This window comes from Streptomyces sp. ICC4, assembly GCF_003287915.1.
GTDB lineage: Bacteria > Actinomycetota > Actinomycetes > Streptomycetales > Streptomycetaceae > Streptomyces > Streptomyces tritrimontium.
Window position 1 is genome coordinate 8,779,144 of record NZ_CP030286.1, and the last position, 18,121, is coordinate 8,797,264.

Sequence of the window (18,121 nt, forward strand, 5' to 3'; positions counted from 1 at the left end):
CAGGGCCAAGCCAGGCCCGCCCAAGCCAGGCCCGCCCAGGTCAGGCCCGCGTACGGTCCCCCGACCCTGACCCTGACCCTGACCCCGATGTCGACCCCGAAGTCGACCCCGCTCCGACCCGCTCCGGCTGCCGCTGCCGCGGCCTCGGCACGGCCACCCCGGCCGACACAGCCGCCCCCCGGGGCCCCGAAAGCACGTACACGAGCCCGAACCCGGCCCCGACCACCACCGCGCCGCCGACCGCGTCGAGCACCCAGTGGTTGGCGGTGGCGACGATCGCGCACACCGTGATGGCCGGATGCAGCGCCCCCAGCAGCTTCTGCCAGCCCTTCGGCGCGAGCATCACGATCACGACCCCGCACCACAGCGACCAGCCGAAGTGCAGCGAGGGCATCGCCGCGTACTGGTTGGAGATCGCGGTCATCGCCCCGTAGCTCGGGTTCGCCAGGTCCTGCGCCCCGTGCACGGTGTCGATGAAGCCCAGCCCGGGCATCAGGCGCGGCGGTGCGAGCGGATACAGCCAGAAGCCTATGAGGGCCAGGACGGTGGCCAGGCCCAGGGAGGCGCGGGCCCAGCGGTAGTCCTTGGGGCGGCGCCAGTACAGGACGGCCAGGATGGTCAGCGGGACCACGAAGTGGAAGGAGGTGTAGTAGAAGTTGAAGAACGCCTCCAGCCAGGGCGTGTTCACCACCGCGTGGTTCACGGCGTGCTCGATGTCGATGCCGAGCGCCTTCTCGATGCCGAGGATCTGGCTGCCGTTGCCCTCGGCGAGGGTGCGGCTGGTGGGCGCGGCGGCCCGGATGTGCGAGTAGAGCGAGTAGCCGACCCGTATCAGCAGCAGTTCCAGCAGCAGGTTGGGACGCGACAGCACGCGCCGCCAGAACGGCAGCAGCGGCACCCGGGCCCAGCGCGCGGGCGCGGGCCGCCCGTAGGCCGTCGCGACCGGCTCGCGCCAGTACGGCGAGGAGCGCGGCAGGAACGGCACCGCGCAGGCCGCGGCCAGGGCCGCGAGCAGCAGCACGTTGTCCCGTACGGGAGCCAGCGCGACCAGGTTGGGCAGCAGGACGGAGCTCGGCAGGGTCATGGCCAGGACCACGGCGACCGGCCACACCGGCCGGTCGGCGGCCCGTTTGCCGACCTTGCCGGCGACCGCGAGCAGCACCCACAGCAGCTGGTGGCGCCAGCCGGCCGGGGACACGGCGACGGCCACGCAGCCGGTGACGGCGACGGCGAGCAGCAGTTGTCCGTCGCGGGCGTAGCGGGCGGCGCGGCGCAGGCCGATCCAGGCGATGGCCGCCGCGAGCGCGAGGTAGAGCAGGATCTCGCCGGGGCCGGACAGGCCCAGGCGCAGCAGCGCGCCGTGCACGGACTGGTTGGCGAGGCTGTCGGGGGCGCCGCCGAGGCCGGTGCCGGCCAGGTGCTGGACCCAGTACGTCCACGAGTCGCGCGGCAGGGCCGCCCAGGACAGGGCGGTGGCGCCGGCGAAGGTCGCGGCGGCGGCGCGCGCGGTGGGCCTGCGGCCGGTGAGCCACAGCAGCGGGGCGAAGAGCAGCAGCGCGGGCTGGAGCGCCGCGGCGAGGCCGATCAGGAAGCCGGAGGGGCGTTCGGCCGGGACCCGGAAGACGGCCAGCAGGACCAGCAGGACGGGCAGTACGGCGGTCTGGCCGGGGGAGGCGGCCTCGCGGACGGGCAGCGAGACCATCATCAGCGCCACCAGCACGGGCGCGGCCAGCAGCGCGGTGCGCCGGGGCACGGGGTCGGGCAGTCCGCGCGCGGCGACGAGCCCGACGGCGGCGACGAACAGCAGGGTCACGCAGGTCCAGGCCACCTCCAGGGACGGCGCGGCGAGGCCGAGCAGCGGCTTGAGGACCAGCCCCGCGAAGGGGGTCCCGGTGAACTGGCCGTTCTCGTAGAGCGAGCCCGGCAGGCTGCCGGGGGTGCCGGGGAGGTGGAAATCACTGAGCCACTCGCCGGGCGGCACGCGCAGCACGACCGCGGCCTGCCTGACGGCGAGCAACCCCGCCAGCGCCCACAGCATGAGGCGCGCGGCCCCAAGCCTGCCGCCGCCACCGCCTATGACCCCGGCATGTCCGTTCGCACCACTGTGCTCCGCCGCGTTAGCCACGCCTCGCCGGCCTCCCGCCCTGTTGACCGCAACCTTGACTTCGCCTGGCTGCCGCGCTTCATACCGCGTTTCATACCGCGTGCTTCATTTACCCGGACGACGATATCCCCCGCGCGATACCTAGGATGTCGGGCATGAGCATCGTGAAGATCAACGCACTCACCGTCCCGGCCGAACAGCGGGAGGTTCTGGAGCAGCGGTTCGCCTCCCGGGCGGGCTCCGTGGAGGGTTCGGACGGCTTCGAGTGGTTCGAGCTGCTGCGGCCCGTCGAGGGCACCGACCAGTACCTGGTGTACACGCGGTGGCGGTCCGAGGAGGACTTCCAGGCGTGGATGGAGGGGCCCATGAAGGCGGCCCACCAGGGCTGTCACCTATACACATCTCCCAGCCCACGAGGCAGGAAGAAATCTCGTATGCCGTTTTCTGCCCTTGTCTGGGGCTCGGAGTTGTGTACAAGAGACCGGGCGGTGGGGGTCTGCCCCCGGGCGGTGCCTGGGGGTTCCGGGCACCGCTCGGGTAGGCGCCGGGGGGTCTGACCTGCGGTTCTTCTCGACGCCCGGGGCCCTGCCAGGGGGTTATTTCGGGGCGATCCGGGTGGCGGCGAGTGCGGCCTCGACGTCCTTGAGGAGGTACGCGCTCGCCTTGTCGTCGGTGCCGTCGGGGCGCTTGCCGAACCGGATGCCGGCCTTGGGCTTGAGGACGGCGCCGGAGCCCTTGAGGACCTCGGCGATGGCCGCGGCGAGCTCGGTGCCAACGCGGGACTCGTACTGGGCGGGGTTCTCCTCCTCGTTGAGGCCCCAGCGGTCGGGGTCCTCGGCGGCGAGGTGGGAGCGGACGTCGGCGGCCTTGACCTTGTCGGCCCGGGTGCCGTCCGGCGCCTTGGGGAACGCCGTGAGGATCTGCTCCAGGAGCGGGAGTACGTCCGCGCCCGGCTGCCCGGGCCGCCCGGAGCCGTTCGGGCCGCCCGCGATGGAGGAAAGCCCGGTCATCCTCAGGAGCTGCGTCTCGATCGGGTCGGGAAACTGGCCCGGGGCCCGGCCGAGGGATTCACGCAGTGCGCGTCCGGCCCCAATGGCGTTGGCCGCGCCGTCGAAGTGTTCGTCTTCGATGAAGCAGGAGCGGATCAGTTCGCCCTTGCTCCCGTCGATATCGACGATGGCAGCGCCCCGGTCCTCCTCGCGGATGTCGTGGGCGCGAAGGCCGGCGCCGGTAGCGCCGTCGGAGAGGATCGCGTTCGTCTGGGTCGCCGAGCGGGTGCGGGTGGCGATGCGGGCGGAGGCGTTGGACCGGTATCCGCGCGGAATCGTGTTCGCGTCGGGGTCCTGGGTGCTGACGAGGATCGTCATGTTGAGGGCAGCGACGAATGCGGCGGCCTCTTCGAGCAGGTCGGCGATCCGGTCGGATGCTTTGATGGTGCGCTTTCCCTCCGGGTCGGAGTAGTCGGGAATGCGGACGTTGCTGGCGGCGTACTGCTTGTATTCGTCGACGATGAGGATTTCGAGCGGGAACAGCGCGAGGTCGGCTTCGCTCATCTTGGCTCGGCCTTGATCCTCCAGCCATTCCTCTCGCCGGTACGCCTCGGCGAGGAACGCCTCCAGCAGCTGGATCAGGCGGGCCGGGCGCCGGCCGAAGAACGTTGCGCAGACCGCGCTGTATCCGCGGTGCTCACCGGGCTTGGCTCCGGCGACGAGCCGGATGTTCACCCGCGGGTCGAGGCCGAGGCCGATCATGATGTTCCGGAGGATCATGCCCTTGCCCGCGCGGCTGGTTCCGCCGAGCAGCGCCATGACGTGCTTGAGCTTGATGTAGATCGGCTCGCCGCGCCGGTTGTAGCCGATGAGGACCCCGCGGCCCCACACGTCCTGCTGCTCGGGGTTCTCGGCGACTGGCGAGGTGAACGGCTGGCCGAAGGGGTCGCGGGCGGCCATCCACACGATGACCCGGCCGGGGTGGCCGTCCTCGCGCAGGTCGATCCACTCGGGGCGGACCCGGAACGCCTGGGCGATCTTGCCCTTGTTGGCTTCCAGCTTGTCGAGGTCGCACTCGTCGGGGAGTTCGATGGTCAGCTCGACGGCGTTGACCGCGACCGCGCGGGGCAGGCCGACGAGGTGGATTTCGGACTCGTTCTTGATCAGCCCCATGCGCTTGAACGCGTTCTCCAGGGACTCCTTGCCGAGGGGGGCGTCGGCGGCGAGGTACACCGGCTCGGTGTAGATCAGCGGGGTCAGGTCCGGGTGCCGGCGGGCGTGCTCGCGCTGCCCGTAGCTCATGAGGGCGATCAGGCCGGGCAGCAGCAGCGCCCCGGCCATCAGCAGTCCCCACACCTCGGCGACGGCCACGAGCACGGACACGTAGGAGGTGGCGGCGGAGGCGCCGAGGATGGGCAGGGCCTCGCGGCGGCGCTCCCGGCCCAGCTGCGCTCGCTCGGCCTTCAGGGCGCGGACCCAGTCGTTGCCGGACGCCTCGCCGACCTTGCGGCCCTTGGCGGCTTTGGCCTTGGCGATGTCGTCGGCGTAGCTGTCGGCGGCGGTGAAGTGCGCCCAGGTGTTCGTGACCACGTACCGGGCGCCGTAGGCGAACGCCTTGACCATGCGGCCGAGGTAGAGGTGGGAGTGCCGGGCGTGGTGGGCGGCGGCGTGTTCGAGTTCGGCCTTGCGGGCCTTGCGGGCGGCCGCGGAGAGGAACAGCTCGGGTGCGGGCAGCCACTCGCGCCAGGTCGGGCCGGCCTTGCCCTTGGAGGGCTCCTCCTCGGTAACCTGCTCCAGGACCAACCCGGACTCGGCGGTGTTGCCGGGGGCGTGCTGGCCGGGGAGGCGGACGCTGCCGGTGGTGGAGTCGGCGTAGCCGGAGGGGGTGCCGCGTACGGCGTTGCGGGCCTCGGACTCCAGGCCGCCCAGGACGTGGGGCGGGAACATCTGGCCGAGGTCGAGGGGCTGGTCGTCGTGGTGCGGGGAGTCGGGGGCCTGCTCCGACATGATGGGTGGGTCCTTCCGTCTGGGTGGACTTGGAGCCCGGCCGGGGTCGCTTCCCAGCCGGGCTCCGCTGCGTTCGGGGGTGAGGAGCTGCGGGCGGAGGACGAGTCGGACACCTCGGCGTGGAAGCGCTTCCGCAACGACGCGGTGCTGTCCGTCGACTACATCGGCAAGCCCAACACCCCCATCTACGTGGGCCTGATCGCAGGCTCCGGCGAGATCTGCTCCGCTGACGAGAATGCTCCGACCGTCGTTTCGGACCCGACGCCCGCACTGACCGCCATCACGGAGACGGTCTGGGGCGGAGAGGCCGAAGCCCAGTTGCGCATCGCGTTCCAGACCGAGAAGGAGGAGGCCGACGGGAGCTGGACCCCGGTCAAGGCCAACGCGGGCGACGCCAACCACATCGAACGCCCGAGCTCGGGGTACGTCGGTGACAACGTCAAGGTCACCAGCGACACGCCGGGCACCCTGGAAGACGGGGCGACGTACCGTTTCCGAGCCTGGACCAAGTCCTTCGCGGGATCCCTGGCCCGGGACAGCGCCGCGAGCGCGGACTGCTACTTCCGCGTGGACACCACCGCGCCCCGCGCACCCGGGATCTCCTTCAAGTCCACGTACAGCGTTTGCACGAGCACGTCCTGCGTGGCCGGAGGCATGCCCGGCAAGTCGGGGCTGGTCCAGCTCACCAGCGGCGGGGACGTCGTGGCCTTCCAGTACAAGCTGTCCACCAGCAGTACCTGGAAGGAGGTGCCGGGCAAGGCACTCGTCATGTTCGGTGTGACACCGCCGGTATCCGGCACCATGAAGCTGAGTGCGAAGGCCAAGGACTCACTCGGCCGTTGGGGTGACACGCAGGTGGTCGACTTCGTGGTCAAGGAGGGGCCCGGGCCGGTCGGCCACTGGAACTTCGACGAGTACGACGGCCAGGCCCTCGACACCTCCACCACCGACCCGGCCCTCCGGGAGAACGCCGACCTCTCCACCGGCAGCCTGCGTCCGGAGAGCGGCCGCCGTGGCGGGGTGAAGACGCCCGCCCCGCACGAGGACCGCACGCTGCAGCTGAACGGCAGCGGCCAGTACGCGGTGACCTCCAAGCCGGTCATCGACACCCGGTCGTCCTTCACCGTCGCGGGCTGGGTCCGCCTGGACCGGACGGACAAGACGTACTCGATGGTGGGTCAGGCGGGCCAGAACATGAGCGGCGTCGCCGTCACGGCGTTCGCCGGTGAGCCGTGGTCGATGCAGATGGCCCAGGAGGACACCATCGCCGGGGGCGCGTCCACCGTGCGCATCAGCGGCCGCAACGTGGCACGGGCGGGAGTCTGGACGCACATCGCCGCCACGTACGACGAGTCCACCGACAAGGCCCGGCTCTACGTCAACGGCCAGCTCCAGGGCGAAGCGCTCGTCGCGAACCCCATCGCCTCGACGGGGCCGATGACCTTCGGTGCCATCAAGTACCGAGGTGCCATGGTGGACTTCCTTCCGGGCCGCGTCGACGAGGTCAAGGCCTGGCAGTCGCAGCTGAGCGATCTCGAGGTCAAGCAGGACGCCTCGCTCCTCGACCCGGCGACGGGCAAGCCGTTCCTGGACCTGGCCGGCGCGTGGGACCTCTCGCAGACCGGTCCGGTCTTCGCGGACACCTCCGGCAACGGCCGTCCCCTGACGGCGACGACCGGCACCACCGTCAACGAGGGCGCGCTCAAGCTGAACGGCACCACGCAGGCGGCCACCGCCGCCGGTCCGGTCGTCGACGACTCCGGTTCGTTCACGGTGACGGCCGAGGCGAAGCTCGACAACACGGCCCTCCTCACCAAGCCGGACGGCTACAAGGCCCAGGTCATCGGCCAGCGCACCGCCACCGGCTCCTCCTGGAGCCTGTGGTTCGAGAAGTCCGGTGTGCGGACCCAGCCGGACGAGCAGGACCCGACCACGATGGTGTCCTTCGTCGAAGGGACCTGGCACTTCGGCCGCCTGACGGCCGACGGCACCGGGACCTCGGCGGTCAGCGACGGCCTGGCCGTGCTCAACGCCGGCTTCGCCCAGGTGACCGGCGTCCACAACGCCCAGGACGGCACCATCACCCTCTACGTCGGCGCCGCGGGGCAGGGCCAGCCCAAGGCCTACACGGTCGCCGTCGGCACCGGTGAGCTCGCGGTCGGCAAGGGCTTCACCGACAGCGCCTGGGGCAACTTCCTGCCCGGCGAGGTCAAGGGCATGCGCCTGTGGTCCGGCGCGGTGAAGGACGCCCAGCAGGTCTCCGACGTCGTCTTCGGCGCCGGCAGCTGACGGTCCACACCCCACTGATTTGCCGTGGCCGCCCGTGAAACGGGGCGGCCACGGCCTCACCTGTACCCAAACCCCTACCCCTATGGAGTCTTCGTGTCCATCCGACCACCAGGCGGAGGAATCCGCCGGCTGCCCTTGGCAGCCGCCCTGGCCCTGGCTCTCGCCGTGCCCGGGGCAATCACACCGATCGCGGCGGCCGCCGACCTCCCCGGCGCCCCGAAGATCGCCAAGCACAAGGACGCCAAGGTCAAGGCAGTCAGCGCCCAAGGCGCCAAGGCGGCGCGGGAGTTGGTGGCGAAGAACAAGGCGGAGAACAAGGTCCAGGCGGACCGGGCCCGGGCGGAGGCCAAGGCGGACTGGCCGAAGGCGGCCACGCTGGAGGGCTCGGCCGCGCGGTCGGGCTCGCGCCCGGGGTCGGGTCCACCTCACCCCTGGCCAAGGATCTTTCCCCCGCCAGGGGGAGGTGGACCCCACCCTCTCCGTCGTAACGTGATCACAGGGGCAAGACAGGACGAAGGAGGGGGAGTTGCATGACCGCAATGCGTCTGGGACCACTGCTGCGTTACGTCAACTGGGAGACGGGCGACTCCGCCACGATCTGGCTCGAGGCGGACCGCCCGTGCACCGCCGAGGTGCTCTGTTCGGACGGCGCCGGAGGCAGTGTCCGTACCTTCCAGGTCGCCGGCCACCACTACGCCATGGTCCCCGTCACCGGCCTGACCCCGGACTCGACCACGGCGTATGAGGTACTGCTCGACGGCGTCCGCGTCTGGCCGCTGCCCGACACCCACTTCCCGCCGAGCACCATCACCACGCCCGCCACCGCGAGGGCGCACCCTCCGCACCCCCTCCGCCTCACCTTCGGCTCCTGCCGCCAGGCCGCCCCGCCGGCCGACCGGCGCGGGCCGCACGGCGCCGACGCGCTCGACACCCTCGCGGCCCAGCTGGCCGTCGATCCGGACGCGGTACGGCCCGATGTCCTGCTCCTCCTGGGCGACCAGGTGTACGCGGACCACCTGTCCCGGGACACCCGCCAGTGGCTGTCGGCCCGGCGGGACCTGCGCGAAGCCCCGGGCGCCCAGGTGGCGGACTTCGAGGAGTACACCCGGCTCTACTACGAGTCCTGGCTCGATCCGGAGATCCGCTGGCTCCTCTCCACGGTCCCGAGCCTGCACATATTCGACGACCACGACGTCATCGACGACTGGAACACCAGCGCCGCCTGGCTGGCCGAGATGCGGGCCACGCCGTGGTGGCAGGAACGGGTCCTCAGCGGGCTGATGTCGTACTGGGTGTACCAGCACCTCGGCAACCTCTCCCCCGCCGAGCTCGCGGCCGACGCGCTGTATGCGGCGGTCCGTGAAACCCCCGACGGCACCGATGCCCTACGGGCCTTCGCCGCCTCGGCCGACGCCGACCCGGCCACGGCCCGCTGGAGCTACCGCCGCGACTTCGGCCGGTCCCGGCTGCTGATGGTGGACACCCGGGCGGCCCGCGTCCTCGACGAGGAGGGGCGGGCCATGCTCGACCCGGCGGAGCAGCAGTGGCTGCGCGACAACGCCCTCGCCGGGCACGGGGGTTACGACCACCTCCTCATCGGGTCGTCACTGCCGTGGCTGATGCCCCCGCTCGTCCACGACGCGGAAGTGTGGAACGCCGCACTGTGCCGGGGTGAGCGGGGTCCCCGGTGGGCCAAGATCGGGGAGAACCTGCGGCGGCGCAGCGATCTGGAGCACTGGGCGGCCTTCCCCGCCTCGTTCGCGGCGCTCAGCGACCTGATCGAGGAGGTGGGCACGGGTCCCCGGGCGCCCGCGACGGTGTGCGTGCTCTCGGGGGACGTGCATCACGCGTATGTGGCCGAGCCCCGAATACCCAGCACGGCACGGGTGTTCCAGCTGACGTGCTCACCGGTGCACAACTCCATCCACACCGCGGTGAAGTGGGGCTTCCGGCTCGGCTGGTCGCGGTGGGGCCGGTGGCTGGGCCGCGGGTTCTCCCGGCACGGGCGGACGGGACGGCCCCCGCTGAGCTGGCGGCGTACGGGCGGCCCGTGGTTCGGCAACCAGCTCATGACCCTCTCGCTGTCGGGCCGCTCCGCGCGGCTCCGCCTGGACCAGGCCCGCAAGGGCCCCCGCCTGGCGACGGTCCTGGACCGCGACCTGACGCCGCCGGAATAGGCGGCCGGGAAGGGCTGCCGGGAAGCGCACTCGGGAAGACGGGAGGGCTGCCGGGGAAGACTGCGGGAAGGGCCGCGGCAAGGGCTCGGCCGCCGGACGGCAGGTGCCCGGACACGCCGTCACGCCCGATCACCCCCCGGACGTCCGGTCCGTGGACACCCGGCGTACGCTGTTCCGCTGTCAGCCGCCCCTGCCGCTCCCCCGCGACGTTGCGGCGCTTCACGCCGAAGCACGTCAACCGGACCGGGGAGTCCCGCTTTGCTTGAAAGTCTGGGCTCGCTGACTTCGAGCCCATGGATCTACGCCCTGGTGGCGCTGTCCATCCTGCTCGACGTCTTCCTGCCGGTCCTGCCGAGCGGAGTCCTCGTCGTCACCGCGGCGGCGGCCGCCGCCGCGGCCGCCGGCGCCGCTGGGGCCGGTGCGCCGGTGCCCGTGCACGCCCAGGTGCCGGACATCCTGGCGCTGCTGGTGACGGCCGTCACCGCCTCCGTGCTGGGCGACATGGCCGCGTACCGGCTGGCCAAGCGCGGCGGGGCCCGCCTCGACCGGGCCATCGCCCGCTCCCGTCGGCTCACCCGCGCCCAGGAACGCCTCGGCACCGCCCTCGCGCGCGGCGGCGGCGCGCTGGTCGTCGTCGCCCGCTTCGCCCCGGCCGGCCGCTCGGTGGTCTCCCTCGGCGCGGGCAAGACGCAGCGCAAGGTCAAGGAGTTCCTGCCCTGGTCGGTGCTGGCGGCCATCGCGTGGGCCGGGTACAGCGTTGCCCTCGGCTACTTCGGCACCCAGTGGCTCGGAGCCAGCTGGCTCCGAGCCACTGGGTGCCGAAGTAGCCGAGGGCAACGCTGTACGACAGGGGGCCGGGGCCGGCGCGGCGGCCGGGGAGGCGCGCGAGTGCGTCGAGTGGTCCGCGCTGCACGCCGAGGAGGCGGGACTGCTCGGGCCGGCGCCGCTGGAACCGCTGCGGGCCGGGCTGCGCGAGGCCCTGGCCGGCGCCGGGATCGGCGACGGCGACGTGGCCGACCGCTGCTGGGCACAGGCCCGCGAGGCCCACGGGCAGGGCAGGCTGACGACCCCCGAGCAGGCGGTGGCCGCCACGTGGCGGTGGCGGGACGGCTCGTCCTACCCCCGGCTGGTCCAGCTCTGCGGACCCTCCGGCAGCGGGAAGAGCACGTACGCCCGGAGCCTGCCGGGGGTGGAGGCGTACATCGCCCTGGACGACCTGCGCGCGGCGCGCGGGGCCCGCTCGGACCAGCGGGACAACGCGGACGTGCTCCGCGAGGGCCTGGACCGGCTGGACTCGGCGCTGGCCGCGGCCGCGCCGCGCGGCGGCACGGTGGTCTGGGACGCCACCTCGCTGACCGGGCAGCAGCGCGGGCTGGCGGGGGCGGTCGCGCGGCGGCGCGACGCGCTGGTCACCCACGCCGTGGTGCTGGCCGGGGAGGCGGAGCTGCTGCGCCGCAACGCGACGCGCGCGCATCCCGTACCGGCCGAGGTGCTGGCCTCGCAGCTGCGCCGGTTCGCTCCGCCGTATCCCGGTGAGGCGCACCGCACTTGGTACATCGGGACGGACGGAACGGTCGAGGACACGGCGGGAACGTCGGCGAGCGCCGGCACGACGGGCGGGGGACGCTGATGCGCACCAGCGAGGAGCTCTACCACCAGGTCCGCTGGGACCCGCGGTTCGATCCGGCGCGCTTCACCCTCGGCCTGCTCCAGCGCGGAGCCGCGCCGAAGCGGGTCCCGCTGCCCTCCTTCGTGCCCGGCGGCGACATCCCCTGGCACCGGGTGCTGTTCGTGGAAGCCGACGGCGTGCTCGTCTGGGACCGGGCCACGGGGGTCGACGTCATCGACAGCACCCCGGCCGGGCGGGCCCGCGACCCGAGGCTGCTGCGCGCGCCGTTCTTCACCGCGCGCACGCCGTACGCGTGGGACGCGGCGGCGGACGGCGGCGCGTGGCTCCCGGCGCCCGAGGGCGGCTCCTCCCCCGGCGCGGGCCCGGCGCGGGTCCGGCTGCTGACGTGGAACACGCTGTGGGACCGGTACGACGCCCCGCGCATCGCCACCGCGCGGCGCCGGCCGCTGCTGCTCGCCGACCTGGCGGCCGCCGACGCCGATGTGATCGCGCTCCAGGAGGTGGAGCGCGAGCTGCTCGGGATGCTGCTCGCCGAGCCGTGGGTGCGGGCCGGCTACACCGTCGCCGCCGATCCCGGCGGGCGCGAGGTGGAGATGAGCGGGCTGCTGGTGCTGAGCCGGCTCCCGGTCAGGGAAGCGGGCGTGCACGTGCTGGGCCCGCACAAGGCGGTCGTCGCGATCACGGTGGACACCGCGGACGGGCCGCTGATCGTCGCGGCCACGCACCTGACGAGTGATCACACCGAGCGCGGGGCCGACCGGCGCGAGGCCGAACTGACCCGGATGTCAGAGGGTTTGGCCGGAATCGACGCGGCCGACGTGGCGCTGCTCGGCGATTTCAACGACGGCCGCTCGGGGGCCGACGGGCCGGCGGCCGCGCTGGGGCTGCGGGACGCGTGGAACGAGGTACACGGGCCGGCCGACGCGACGCCGACCTTCGATCCGGTCGCCAACCCGCTCGCGGCGGTGGGTTCGCTGTCGGGGCGGGCCGCGCGGCTGGACCGGATCCTGCTGCGGTCGGCGACGGCCCGGGTGGCGGGCGCCGCCCTGCGCGGCGACTCCCCTTCCCCGGACGGCCTGTTCGTCTCCGACCACTACGGGGTCGAGGCCGCGCTGGAGTTCGGGGCGATGGACGCGGGCGGCCGCGCGGCGACCCTGGACGTACGGTCCACGGCGCGGACGGCGGTGGCGTGGACGCCGCCGCACGACGCGGCGGTGGAGGCGCTGCGGCGGGAGCACGACCCGCAGGCGGGGCGCTGGCCGGCGCACGTGAACCTGCTGTTCGGCTTCGTGCCCGAGTCCTCCTTCGCCCGGGCGGTACCGCTGCTGGCCGAAGTGGCGGCGGGGACGGCGCCGTTCACGGCGCGGCTGGAGGGCGTGCACAGCTTCGACTCGACCCTGTGGCTGGACCCCGCGGCGGCCGGCGACGCCCCGTGGCAGGAGCTGCGGCGCGCGCTGGCGCTGCGGTTCCCCGGGTGCCGGGGCCGGGGCGAGGGCTTCACCCCGCATCTGACGCTGGGCCGCTGCGGGGACCCGCTGCGGGCGGAGCGGGAGTTCGCCGCCCGCCTCGGCGGCGGGCGCTCGGCGCGGGTCGGCTCGCTGACGGTGTTGTCGCGGCGCGGCGACGGGCCCATGGAGGTCAGGGCCACGGTGGAGCTCGGCACGGGCGAAGTCCGGTGGGCACCGGAGCCGGCCCGCCCGGCCCGCCCGGCCGGCGCGACCGGCCAGGACGGCCAGGACGGCCCGACCGGCGCGATCCGCCCGACTGGCCCGACCGGCCAAGACAAGGGGAAGGGGGAGCGAGGGAAGGGAAATGGAGAGGGGGGGAGTGGAAGGAGGAGAGAGGAAAAAGGGAAGAGAGAGAAGAGGGGCGGAGGGGGGGGGAGAGAGGAGGGAGAAGGGGGCAAGGGCGGAGAAAGGGAGAGAGAGGGGGGGGAGAGGGAGGGGAAGTGGGGGGAGGGGGGCGGGGGGGGGGAGGGGGGGAGGGGCGGGGAGGGGGCGGAGGGAGGGAAGGGACAGGGGGGAGAAGGGGCGGGAGGGGAAAGCGGGAAAGAGGCGGCGGGAGACGGGAAGGAGGGGAAGGAGCGAGAGGGAGGAGGAGGGGGGGAGGGTGGGAGGGGAAAGAAGAGAAGCGGAGGGAAAAGGCAAGGAGAGGAGAGGGGGGGGAGGGGAAAGGGAAGGAGAAGGAAGAGAGAAGGAAAGGGGGAGGAAGGGGAAGGAGGGGGAGGAAAAAGGGGGGGAGTAAGGAGGAGTGGAAGGAGAGGAGAGCGAAGGGCAGGGGGAGGGAAGGAGCGGAGGGGAGGAGGGGAGAGGGGGGAGAAAGAGGGAAGAGGAAGGAAGAGGAGGGAAAAAGGAAGGAAAGGAGGGGAGGAGGGGAGGGGAGAAAAGGGGGGGGGAGAGAGGAAGGGAGGGGAGGGAAGGGGGGGGGAGGCGGGGGGCGCACCCCTCGGTCACAGCTCTAGACGGCGGTGTTGAACTCCGCGCTCCACAACTGGATCCGGTACACCAGGTCGTTCCACACGCCGGTGGCCAGCAGGACGCCGACGAGGACGAGCATCCCGCCGCCGATCCGCAGGACCCACCGGTAGTGCCGTTTGACCAGGCCGAAGGCGCCCAGGGCCCGACGGAAGGCCAGCGCGGCGAGGACGAACGGCAGGCCCAGCCCGAGGCAGTAGGCCGCCATCAGCAGGGCTCCGCGGGCCGCGCTCGCCTCGCTCCAGGCGAGCGCCTGTACGGCGGCCAGCGTCGGGCCGATGCACGGGGTCCAGCCGACCGCGAACACCGCCCCCAGCAAGGGCGCGCCCGCCAGACCGAGCACGGGCCGCCGGTGGCTGCGGAACTCCCGCTGAGTGAAGCCCGGCAGGAATCCCATGAAGGACAGCCCCATCAGCACGGTGAAGACGCCGAGCACCTGGGTGACCACCTCCTGGTGGGCCAGCAGGGTGCGGCCGAAGTACCCGAACAGGGCGCCGCCGGAGACCAGGACGGCCGTGAAGCCCAGGACGAACAGCACCGCGCCGGCCGCCATGCGGCTGCGCTGCCGCCCGCCGCGGGCGTCCGCCAGGTCGGAGACCGACAGGCTGGTCACGTAGCTGAGGTAGCCCGGCACGAGCGGCAGTACGCACGGCGAGAGGAAGGAGACGAGTCCCGCGAAGAACGCCACGGGGGCGGCGACGGCCAGGGTCCCGTGGAGGAGCGAGGGGCCTGTGCCGGCGGCGGCGAACGGCACCGTGCCGGCGAGCGCCGTCATGCCGGTGAGCGCCGTCACGCCGCCTCCTCCGCGACGCGGGCGAGCAGGGGCCCCAGTTCCTCGTCGGTGACCGCGCCCCCGATGCTGACGGCGATCCGGCCGCGGCGGTCGATCACCAGGGTCGAGGGGATGGCCTGCGGGTTGAGGATCGCGGGCGGGAAGCGGAGCAGGAGCTCGCCCGCGGGATCGTGGAGGCTGGGGAATCCCAGGCCGTGCGCGCGTACGAAGGACTGCGCCGCCGCACGCTCCCGGTCGCGGGTGTTGATCCCGAGGAACCGGACGCCCTGGGCCCGGGTCTGCCCGCTGAGCCGCTCGAGGTCGTCGGCCTCGGCCCGGCAGGGCCCGCACCAGGACCCCCAGACGTTGAGGACGACGACCTGGCCCCGGAACTGGTCGAGGCTGACCGGGTTTCCGTCCAGGTCGGCGCCCGCCAGCGCGGGCGCGGCCGGCCGGGCGCCGGGGTCCACCACCGCGGCGGCGGACATGGCCCTGACCGCGGCGCCGGCCGGGCCGGGCGGCGCCCCGCCGTCGCCGCTGCCGCTGCCGCTGCCGCCGCCGTCGGATGCGGCGCCCGCAGCGGCGTAGAGGCAGCCGGCGACCGCCACCGCGAGTCCGACGCCGGCCAGGGCCGTGGGTCGCGGAACCGGTCGTCTCATGACGCCCACTGGCGGAGGAAGGAGTTGATGCCGTCCGAGGTCAAGGCGGGATTGCCGGTGACATGGGTGTCGGTGCGCACCGTGCCGGACGGCGAGACGACGACCAGGACGGGCATCTTGTAAGTGCCGCCCGACGGGCTGTACTTGCGCAGGAGCGCGGAGTTGGCGGAGCTGTTGCCGCCGATGTCGACCTTGACCAGGTGGTACGAGGCCCCGAGGATCGATGCCGTCGGCGACTGGGCGAACACCTTGTCGGCCGCCTTGCAGTTGCCGCACCAGTTGGCGCCGAAGTCGAGCAGCACCATCCGCCCGTCGGCCTTGGCCGTGCGCAGCGCCGCGTCGATCAGCTTCTGCGCGTCGGCCCCGCTGTCGTAGCCGGGCCCGGGTACCGCGGCTGCCGGGGCGGGCGCGGTACCCGGGCCCGGCTACCACCCGGCCCTTCGCCGGGATCTTCGCGCGGGTCTCCTCGCTGATCCCCCGCAGGCCCTGCAGGCCGTCGCGCTCCACACCGCGCGCGGCACGCTCGGCGGCCTGCGGGCGGGCGTCGGCCACGGCCCGCGCGGCGGCACTGGCCGGCGGACCGTGGGCCCGGTACCCCCAGCCCGCGCCGCAACCGAGCCGGGCGAGGGCGGCCGCGTCGCGGACGGTCCGCAGACGTCGGGACCCGCCGGGAGGGCGGGGGGCAGCAGGCCCAGCCGGTCCAGGGTCTCGCGGGCGGCGAGGTCGGCGCGGGTCCACAGCGCCAGCGCGGCCGGGTCGATGCCGTCCGTGTCGGTGACCCGGCCCCCGGCGTCGCCGAGCCGGTCTTCCACCGCCGTGAGCAGCCGGTCGCGGGCGGCGGGGCTGAGGGTGTCGAAGCCGCCGCGCAGTGCGGGCAGGCGGTCCAGGAAGGCGGTGTCTCCGAGGTCGGTGACGCGGTCCAGCACCGGGTCGAGGACGGGCGCCATGGTCTCCAGGAGTGGGCCGGCCGCGGTGAGCAGGCCGGTGAGGCGGGCGGTCAGCGCGGTCCGGGTGGCGGCGTCGGTGGCCGCGTCCACCCAGGACGCGGTACGGGTCCCGAAGGCGTGGGCGTCCTCGTGGCCGAGCAGGACGCGGACGGCTCCGGCCGCGGCGGACATCAGCGGCGAGCCGTCGGCGGCCAGCCGGGTGAGGGCGTCGGTGAGCCGGATCCCGCCGAAGACGTCCGCGCGGTGGGCGAGTTCGAGCAGTGCTCGGGCGTCGTCGGGGTCGTCGGAGCCGGTGAGGCCGTCGACCTGACGGACGGCGGCCGAGGTGAGCAGTTCGCCGACCGCCGCCGACCGTGCGGCGCGGGCCTGGTCCGGGCCGAGTCCGGCGACGTGGCCGGCCCGGATGCGGTCCAGCAGGTCGAGGGCGGCCAGCAGTTGGGGCAGCGTGCCGGTGGCCGGGACGCCCTCGCCCAGTTCGGTGAGGCGTTCGTCGGCCAGCGCGGGCAGTCCGCAGGCGGCGGCCTCCGCGAGGCCGTCGATGCTCTGGGCGGCGGTGGGCCCGCCGTCGTCCTGTTCGGCGCGGCGCCTTTCGCGCAGCAGGCCTTCGGCGGCCTGGGCCGGGGTGACGCCGCGGATTCCGGCGGCGGTGAGCATGGCGGCGGTGGCCGGGGTCCAGCGCACCTCCCACCGGGTGGTCACGGCCTCGCCGGCGCCCGCGCCCGTCACGGGCGTCGACGTGGCGTAGGGGATGCCGCAGACCGTCATCCGGCGCAGCAGGAGTTCGCGGCGGCGGTCGAGGTCCGAGCGCAAGGGGTCGAGCCGCAGGTCGCGGGCGGCGGGGCCCGTGTCGGCGGGGCCGGGCAGGCCCAGGGCCGCGACCTCGTCCTCCACGGCAGGTGCCAGACCGCTGCGCGGGGCGGCGGGCGCGGGCCGGCCGGAGCGGGTGCCGACCAGGACCCGTTCCAGCGACCGGGCGACGGCGCGCCCGCGGCCGAGCGGTTCGCCCTGGGCCAGTACGGTCTGCACGGCCTCGATGAGTTCGCCGCGGCCGGGCGCGGGCAGGCCGCGCAGCCGGGCGAGGTCGCCCGCCAGCCGGACGATCTCGCGGGCGTCCGCGGGCCCCGAGGGGTGGTCCTGCGCGCGCAGTTCGCCGCAGATCCGCACGGCCGTGGTGAGCAGTGCCTCATCGATGGCGGCCGGACGGCCCGCCGCCTCCAGGACGAGGTGCTGCCATTCGGGGTCGCGGATGCCGGCCGGGTAGCCGGACCGCTCGTCCAGCAGCGGATAGGTGTACGGGATGAGGGAAACGGTCCAGGCCGGACCGCTGGGGAGCGCGTCCGCGGGCGGCACCGGGCCGGTCCCGGGGCCCAGGCCGTCCAGCAGCGCCGGGGTGTGGAAGGCGCCCACGACCACGGCCGCCCGGCGCCCGGCGGCCGTGGCCTCGTCGATTCGGGCGCGCATCCAGCGCTCGCGGGCCAGGTCCGACTCGGCCACCGCCCCGGCCCGTTCGGCGTCGTGCCGCAGCGCCCAGCCCGTGAGCAGGGCGGCGCGGCGCAGCGCCTCGGGCGGGGAGCCGGGGGCGGCGGTTTCCACCAGGCGGTCCCACAGGTCCTCGCCGGGACGGCCGGTGAGGCGGGCGGTGAGCGCCTCGCGCAGCCCGGGCCCGTCGTGGCCCGCCCCGGCCGGGCACCGGGGCTCGTGCCGGGGCTCGTGCCGGGGCCCGTGCCGGGCCGGGTCGGACAGCGGCAGGTCGCAGGCGATCACGGGGATGCCGTGGCGGGCGGCCCAGCGCAGGGCGACGAGTTCGGGGGAGAAATCGGCGAACGGGTAGAAGGCGGGCCCGCGCCCGTCCCCGCCGCCTCCGGCGGGAACGGCGGCCAGGGCGACGGGGGCCCGGGTGTCGGCGTGGGCGAGCCAGGGCAGCCACTCCTGCAGATCCGCGGGCAGCTCGACGAGCAGCACCTCGGGCTTCGCCGCGTCCAGCAGTTCCGGCATGACGGCGGCGAGCGACGGCGCGTGGTGGCGGACGCCGATGAGGTACGGGGCTGCGCGCGAGACCTCAATTTTTTTTTT

Annotated in this window: 9 protein-coding genes and 3 pseudogenes; 6 read left to right on the plus strand and 6 right to left on the minus strand. The window is 73.9% G+C overall.

Annotated elements, in window-relative coordinates; genetic code table 11:
* Positions 1 to 40: 40 nt before the first annotated feature.
* Positions 41 to 2,125: a bifunctional glycosyltransferase 87/phosphatase PAP2 family protein gene (locus DRB89_RS41370; protein WP_239516661.1), complete on the minus strand. Its 2,085-nt coding sequence runs from the start codon at positions 2,123 to 2,125 to the stop codon at positions 41 to 43.
* A gap of 134 nt (positions 2,126 to 2,259) precedes the next feature.
* Here DRB89_RS41370 and DRB89_RS45680 point away from each other — a divergent pair, with 134 nt between their 5' ends.
* Positions 2,260 to 2,661: an antibiotic biosynthesis monooxygenase gene (locus tag DRB89_RS45680; protein ID WP_239516663.1), complete on the plus strand. Its 402-nt coding sequence runs from the start codon at positions 2,260 to 2,262 to the stop codon at positions 2,659 to 2,661.
* Positions 2,662 to 2,700: 39 nt separating this feature from the next.
* Here DRB89_RS45680 and DRB89_RS41380 read toward each other — a convergent pair whose 3' ends face one another.
* The gene (locus tag DRB89_RS41380) at positions 2,701 to 5,100 is read right to left on the minus strand and encodes a hypothetical protein (protein ID WP_112448143.1); all 2,400 of its coding nucleotides are present in this window, start codon (positions 5,098 to 5,100) and stop codon (positions 2,701 to 2,703) included.
* On the opposite strand from DRB89_RS41380, the gene DRB89_RS41385 reads away from it, so the two are divergent.
* The 5 genes and pseudogenes from DRB89_RS41385 to DRB89_RS41410 all read left to right on the plus strand — a co-directional run bounded on the left by DRB89_RS41385 (position 5,026) and on the right by DRB89_RS41410 (position 13,670).
* Positions 5,026 to 7,389, plus strand: a complete 2,364-nt coding sequence (locus DRB89_RS41385; RefSeq protein WP_162688951.1) for a LamG domain-containing protein — start codon at positions 5,026 to 5,028, stop codon at positions 7,387 to 7,389. The genes DRB89_RS41380 and DRB89_RS41385 overlap by 75 nt on opposite strands.
* 530 nt (positions 7,390 to 7,919) lie before the next feature.
* Entirely contained in the window at positions 7,920 to 9,566 is a 1,647-nt protein-coding gene (locus DRB89_RS41395) for an alkaline phosphatase D family protein (protein WP_112452975.1), read from the plus strand.
* Between the two features lie 258 nt (positions 9,567 to 9,824).
* A pseudogene (locus tag DRB89_RS41400) lies at positions 9,825 to 10,370 on the plus strand (VTT domain-containing protein); the annotation flags it as partial.
* A gap of 49 nt (positions 10,371 to 10,419) precedes the next feature.
* Positions 10,420 to 11,196 (plus strand): annotated as a pseudogene (locus tag DRB89_RS41405) (ATP-binding protein); the annotation flags it as partial.
* Entirely contained in the window at positions 11,196 to 13,670 is a 2,475-nt protein-coding gene (locus DRB89_RS41410; RefSeq protein WP_239516664.1) for an RNA repair domain-containing protein, read from the plus strand. The pseudogene DRB89_RS41405 and the gene DRB89_RS41410, both read left to right, overlap by 1 nt.
* Here the strand turns inward: DRB89_RS41410 and DRB89_RS41415 are convergent.
* From DRB89_RS41415 to DRB89_RS41430, 4 genes and pseudogenes are all read right to left on the minus strand, one after another.
* A complete protein-coding gene (locus DRB89_RS41415) occupies positions 13,654 to 14,445 on the minus strand; it encodes a cytochrome c biogenesis protein CcdA (RefSeq protein ID WP_112454435.1) in 792 nt (263 codons plus the stop codon). The two genes, DRB89_RS41410 and DRB89_RS41415, sit on opposite strands and share 17 nt — an antisense overlap.
* Positions 14,446 to 14,459: 14 nt before the next feature.
* Positions 14,460 to 15,101, minus strand: a complete 642-nt coding sequence (locus DRB89_RS41420; protein WP_239516666.1) for a TlpA disulfide reductase family protein — start codon at positions 15,099 to 15,101, stop codon at positions 14,460 to 14,462.
* A complete protein-coding gene (locus DRB89_RS41425; protein ID WP_112463768.1) occupies positions 15,098 to 15,448 on the minus strand; it encodes a thioredoxin family protein in 351 nt (116 codons plus the stop codon). Before DRB89_RS41425 ends, DRB89_RS41420 begins: the two co-directional genes overlap by 4 nt.
* 333 nt (positions 15,449 to 15,781) lie before the next feature.
* Positions 15,782 to 18,112 (minus strand): annotated as a pseudogene (locus DRB89_RS41430) (DUF5682 family protein); the annotation flags it as partial.
* Between the last annotated feature and the right edge of the window lie 9 nt (positions 18,113 to 18,121).